Here is a 6,297-nt window from a genome sequence, read left to right on the forward strand (position 1 = left end):
TTCGGCATTTCAGGAGCATCTTTTGGCTTCACACTAGCTAACAGATTGTCTTCCTCTCTCCGTCCTACACCAAACAATGCCAACCCTGCCATCAACCCATCAACCCACCACCCAACGTCCCTAACGCTCCCATAGCTACATCTTCTAAGGTAACTACTCCGTTCAATTTGTCCAGAATCGCTTCTCTCTGAACATCATCCAACTTATTTGGATCATAACCCTTATCTTTTAACTGCTGATCCTCATTCTTCTTATTAATGTCATTTAATAACTTATCTCTTTCTCCCTTCGGTAAACTATCCGGATCTTCTACTCCATTCGCTTTCAAGATCTCATTCTCTGCTATAGTATCTGTTCTATCTTGTGCTAAATTGATATTCTGCTCTGCCCAGTTTATATCATCCAAACGAAATCCATCCGGTCCATTCGTCGTTATATTGATTCCCGCATATTGTGTAGAAGTAGATAATCCATTACGGTCGATAGTTGAGGTGACTCCTAGTTTACTATCTGGATCTGTATAGCCAATTGAACCAGACAATCCTCCTCCGTTGATGTCATAATTCGCTCCCAGGTTCCAGCCCTGTCTTGGTCCTTTGTCACTTGGGTTATAGTTCGCTCCGACTGTGGTCGCTCCATTTGTAGTTGTTGAACCTGTAACCTGTAAGCCTTTAACTCCTGTTTGCATTGATCCTGAGATCGTTGTATCCCCTCTCTGGGAGAAACTTACACTTACATTACCTTTAGCTCCTCCTACTCCTATCATACCCCCCCAGCCAGTCGAGATGCGCTTCCTGCTCTCGTTTGCATGACCTCCTGTCATGACAAACGAACTTCGGCCTTCCTTGGCCTTCGTCACCGCTAGAAGCTTTCTCTCCCAATTAAGACCCACTATATGAACATTCTATACTTTCTTAAGGGCGCCTCGCAAGGATTTTTATAATGGATAATTTATTTAAACAACCGACCCGGCTCTTCGCTTCAATCTTTCCTTTCAGGAAAGGATTTACGCTGCGATCCGATGGCGCAGAGCAAGGATTATTATTTTTTAATTTTATCAAGACAATAAACGCCCTTTTCGCCAACAATATCCACCCGAATTTGCTCCAATAAACAATCAGTAATCAGATTTTCTCGCTCCCTGTAAAAGTAATGCTCTTCATCAGAACTAAAGAATGGCTCTGCATCTTTATAAGAAATGGAATAATTTTCATTATCTTGAAAAGCCATTTCCTTTATATTTGATGATACAAGTTTAATTACATCATTATTTATTACTTTAAATACTAGTTTTCCATCTGGCTCATTATCAACATGCTCTCTTGGTTTTTCAAGCAACATACAAATATCATTTTTGCAACTAAACTCACCGATTACAATGACGACATTATTATTAGATTTTTGAGATATGATTCCCAACTGATACATTATGCTATTACTAACATATCGATCACAATAAAATACAGTTTTTAACTCTTCTAAAGGTACTTTGGTTTTTTTAGAGAAATAACTTACATACCTCCTTTTTCCAGATGGGTCACAAAAAAAGGTTAAATCAATAACCTCAGCATTTTTTTCTGAAACCTTATAGTCCTTTCCAAAAAATATAGAATCTTTACAAAAAATAAAAAAAAGCAAGAAGGAAAGAAAAACAAACTTCATCTTCACTATGGTATCCCCTTCCAGTCGAATTTCTCATTATCTTGACGAACCCATCTGCCATTTATTTTTTTCTCTACAATTACATGCACATGTGGCCCCCCTGAATTCCCTGAATTTCCTGATTTTCCTACAAGATCACCCATATGAACAGGTTGCCCTTCAATTACATTAATCATACTCAAGTGAGCATACGTCACTCGAACCTTAGGCTCACCATTAGATTCAACCTGGATATGCGCCCCATATGAATCATTACCACCATCAGAACTGTGCAAGAAATCACGATCCGTGCCAACAATCTTGCTCACTCTACCTTCCATCATCGAACCAAGAGGCTTTCCAATCGACATACTATAATCAGTTCCATCATGATCTGAGACAATTTTCTTAACAGGGTTAAATCTCTTATCATATTGCTGAGAAGTCAAATTATCAGGAGACTCTAAAGGCGCAGGCCTTCTCACCTCAATACCATCTACATTCAATATGGTCAAATATCCCTGTGCTGATCCTGGTATAGTTACACGGCCTTCTACAGATGATTTAGATATATTATATAAACTAATCTGATTAGTTACTCCTTTTTCAGCCAAGTTATTTAATGCAATTATCCTGTCATATTGAGAGTTATTTGGTATAGTAAAAGCTCTATCAAGTTGCTCTAATTTATATTTTAGATTAGAATCCTTAGAATCATACGTAATATTAAAGCCCAATGCCTTGTATTTCTCAACTTTAATTTTAATTGCAAATTCCGCCTCAATAGATCTGATTTTATCAGTCTTACTTAAATTATCTATTTGAGATTGAAGCGAATTAAATGTTTGTAAATAATTCTGATAAACATCCTTATTTACTTTGGAAAAATCCGGCTTTCCGCTAGAATCATAAATTACATTAGAGTCATTTTTCTTAATGAAATCGCTTTGAAATTTATCTCTACTCTCAATTAAATTTGCATATGCCTTATATTCAGGATTTGCAGTCTTCTCTGAATTCAAATTTCTAATGATTTCTTCAGATAAAATATTTCCTTGAAGCTTTGCTTTAAGCTTATTATGCTCTGCTAATTCTGTTTCACTCTGCACATAGCTCTTTAATATCGTTTTACCTTCTTTAAAATCAAGATATTGCTGTTCCTTTGAGAGAGGAGTCTTTACTTCATTTCTTCTAATTTCAACCTCTTTTAAGCGAACGGCTTTGTCTATTGCTGCTATTTCTACCTGAATTTTCTTATATCTCTCTAACAATACAGGGTCGCTAGCATATTTAGGATCTATATCTTTAATAGCATCACGCTGCGCAATCAATTCATCTTTTATAGTTTTACCTATTTTTTTTAGTTCTTCGGTTTGACTGATTAAATTCGATGATTCAACTACCCCCATTTTTTTATCGGTAATTACATCTTTCACTAAGATCACAGGATCTAATGCAGCTATCTTTGCTTGCCGTAATACAGTTTCTGCATCTTTTATCTTTACTTGTAATTCATTTTTTATAGAGACATCATTTGCTAAAGCTAATTGCTTTTTTAAATCACTTATGATTTTTTCTGATTCTATTACTTTTTGTTTAATTTCCGTATTTTCATTAGAAATCAATGCATCTTTTGATCGAACCTTTACATCTTCGCCGTTCGAAGAAAATAGACGACTAAGCTTATCTATAAAGCCTGGTGTCGTTATTTTAAGTAACTCTCCACTTCCGCCCGCAGGTTTAGTGCCATTCGCCTGCGCTCCGATATCAAATATACTATTGGAACCTATAAATGGTATCTTACTTGTAAGCGCAGATAGATTAACCTCTACACCTGGCAACATATAATCCGCGAAATCTACTAGTTTACCTCCCACATAAGACGCTCCATCAACTATGTATTCATCTAAACGTCTTCTTCCATTTACACCACTACCATAGCCAAACAGTGCCAACCCTGTCATTAGTCCACCCCCCAATGTGCCTAACGCTCCCATAGCAACGTCACCAAGCGTAACTACTCCGTTCAATTTGTCCAGAATCGCTTCTCTCTGAACATCATCCAACTTATTTGGATCATAACCCTTATCTTTTAACTGCTGATCCTCATTCTTCTTATTAATGTCATTTAATAACTTATCTCTTTCTCCCTTCGGTAAACTATCTGGATCTTCTACTCCATTCGCTTTCAAGATCTCATTCTCTGCTATAGTATCTGTTCTATCTTGTGCTAAATTGATATTCTGCTCTGCCCAGTTTATATCATCCAAACGAAATCCATCCGGTCCATTCGTCGTTATATTGATTCCCGCATATTGGGTCGAAGTAGAGAGGCCATTACGGTCGATAGTTGAGGTGACTCCTAGTTTACTATCTGGATCTGTATAGCCAATTGAACCAGACAATCCTCCTCCGTTGATGTCATAATTCGCTCCCAGGTTCCAGCCCTGTCTTGGTCCTTTGTCACTTGGGTTATAGTTCGCTCCGACTGTGGTCGCTCCATTTGTAGTTGTTGAACCTGTAACCTGTAAGCCTTTAACTCCTGTTTGCATTGATCCTGAGATCGTTGTATCCCCTCTCTGGGAGAAACTTACACTTACATTACCTTTAGCTCCTCCTACTCCTATCATACCCCCCCAGCCAGCTTGTTTGTCGTAGGATACTCCTAATCCTAATGCACCTTTACCTAATAGCTCTGCTGCCTTTCCATTTAAATCCAGTTTTCCTCCGGCAACGAGCATTCCAAGAACTCCGTTTGCGGCTCCGGCTAATATTCCGTCTGTTCCGTTTCGGCTTCCGTCTACCATCTGTACTACCCCACTCAGGGCAGCTGCTCCTACATTCGCAGCATTCGCTGTCGCTCCTAACGCAGTTCCTAGTCCCGTCATAAAACCTTTTAATGTTGTTCCTAAGGCTCCTGCCGCTCCCAAGGTCAACGCTGTTGTTGCTACAGTCACTGCTGTTGAGCGGATCGCTTCGCTCTGCGCGGCTTTATCCGCCTTCTTTTGTTTGATGGCTCCATACTCTTTGCGGAACACTGCATCGACTAAGTCTTTGTCCATTCCGGTTGATTTAACAAGTTCTTCTACTACTATGCGTTGGCCCAATTCATCTACTAGTCCCTCTTTGTTTTTGAGCGTCGGAGTCGCCGATGTATATGACAACTCTCCTGATTTCATTCCTAACGATTGATTGGCGTAGGCGTTTGCTTGGGTAATTAAATTTCTATCGTTTACGTTCGCATAGGTCATTCTGTTTCCATCGTTCAGGGCTCTTTGGATGTCTCTCTCCGGTACTCCTGTCGCTACGATGGCCGTCTTTATAATTCCGCCTACGGCTCCCGCCACCTGACTTCCTATATTTGCAAACGGATTCGAATTCGCTGCCGCTCTTGCATTTGCGGCTTTTTGGGATCCTACTAAATCCGTTACGAAATTTCCTACCACTTCAGGAGGTAGTCCTGTTGAATCCGCAATCACTTGAGTGGAATATTTTTTGACTAACGATTCTGTGTTTGCATTCGCTGCTGCGATTCTATCCTGCGGACCGGTCATTCGCTCCATCTGCTTTTCGTAGGCTTTATCTCCCAGCACGGTTCTTCCCACTGCACTTGTCGCTCCCATTGTAACTGTCGTTGCGGATTGACCGAAGAAGGCTGTTGCTGCTACATTTTGTGCACTGCTGGCAAAGTTGATCGCGCTTGTTGCCATAAGTCGAGTTCGTTCCTAGCTCTCGTTCGCATGACTTCCTGTCATGACTCACGAGCTTCGGCCTTCCTGGCCTTCGCCACCGCTAGAAACTGCCTCTCCCTTTTAAGATTCATTATATATACATTTTATACTTTCTTAAGGGCGCCTCGCAATCTTTTTATTATAACAATTTTATTTCTTTAACCGACCCGGCTCTCCCTCGACGACAACGCTCGGTCGATCCGTGGCGCAGGGAGGTTTACTGCTCATAATCATCCTCACTCTTAAGTTCTGGAATTGGACAATGATCTATAATGCGGGTAATTAAGATATTTGGTTCTTTAACAAAATCCGTACCGATATAGACTGTTATAGCATTACTTCTAGACTTAGGTTCTTCTCCTTCCTTTACTTCTATCGGTTCTAATGTATGAACAAAATCAATTCTATAAGTAAAAACATAACGAGTTGGCCCATCTTCTCTTACACTTGGATCAAATACTCGATATGCACGAATTTCTATCTTCTTTATTGGGTCAGTGAAAAAGCTTTGAGAATTACAATATGCATTGTCGTTTTTGCTTAATTTTTTAATCCATAGATTTTGAACGGCTCCATTTTCATTTTTTATCTTTAATTTCTCCGCCAAAGGAGTTGTTATATCACGATCAAATTCCCAAACAAAGTCTTCATAATTCTTTTGCTCAAATACCTTTGCCATATCCTTCGCATATTTAACTACAACGAGCTTCGCAACTTCTCTTGGATCTACATTATATTTATCAAAAAGTTGTTCACTAATTGTATCTTTATAATGTCTTACAAAATAAATATTACGTTCTAATAATTCCTCATCAGGACCTTTTAGCCATTCTTTCCCAAATCTTTGTCCAGGTTGCTTCTTCTCTTCTCCTAATTCCTTACATGTTATTGCCAAAGGCAATAACACAATAAACAATAAACTAAA

Annotated in this window: 4 protein-coding genes; all 4 read right to left on the reverse strand. The window is 39.1% G+C overall.

Translation table 11 applies throughout. The features are described 5' to 3' along the window. Window positions 1-91 precede the first annotated feature (91 nt). Window positions 92-688, reverse strand: coding sequence for a hypothetical protein (locus EHS15_RS18975; RefSeq protein ID WP_135762175.1), 597 nt, complete (start codon window positions 686-688; stop codon window positions 92-94). Window positions 689-1,041: 353 nt separating this feature from the next. Continuing rightward, window positions 1,042-1,662, reverse strand: coding sequence for a hypothetical protein (locus EHS15_RS18980; RefSeq protein ID WP_135762176.1), 621 nt, complete (start codon window positions 1,660-1,662; stop codon window positions 1,042-1,044). Between the two features lie 5 nt (window positions 1,663-1,667). Next, window positions 1,668-5,351, reverse strand: coding sequence for a peptidoglycan DD-metalloendopeptidase family protein (locus EHS15_RS18985; RefSeq protein WP_135762177.1), 3,684 nt, complete (start codon window positions 5,349-5,351; stop codon window positions 1,668-1,670). A 238-nt stretch (window positions 5,352-5,589) separates the two neighbouring features. Then, window positions 5,590-6,297, reverse strand: a 708-nt coding sequence (locus EHS15_RS19200) for a hypothetical protein (RefSeq protein ID WP_167884293.1), incomplete at its 5' end; no start/stop codon positions are given.

Source organism: Leptospira idonii (assembly GCF_004770995.1).
Lineage (GTDB): Bacteria > Spirochaetota > Leptospiria > Leptospirales > Leptospiraceae > Leptospira_A > Leptospira_A idonii.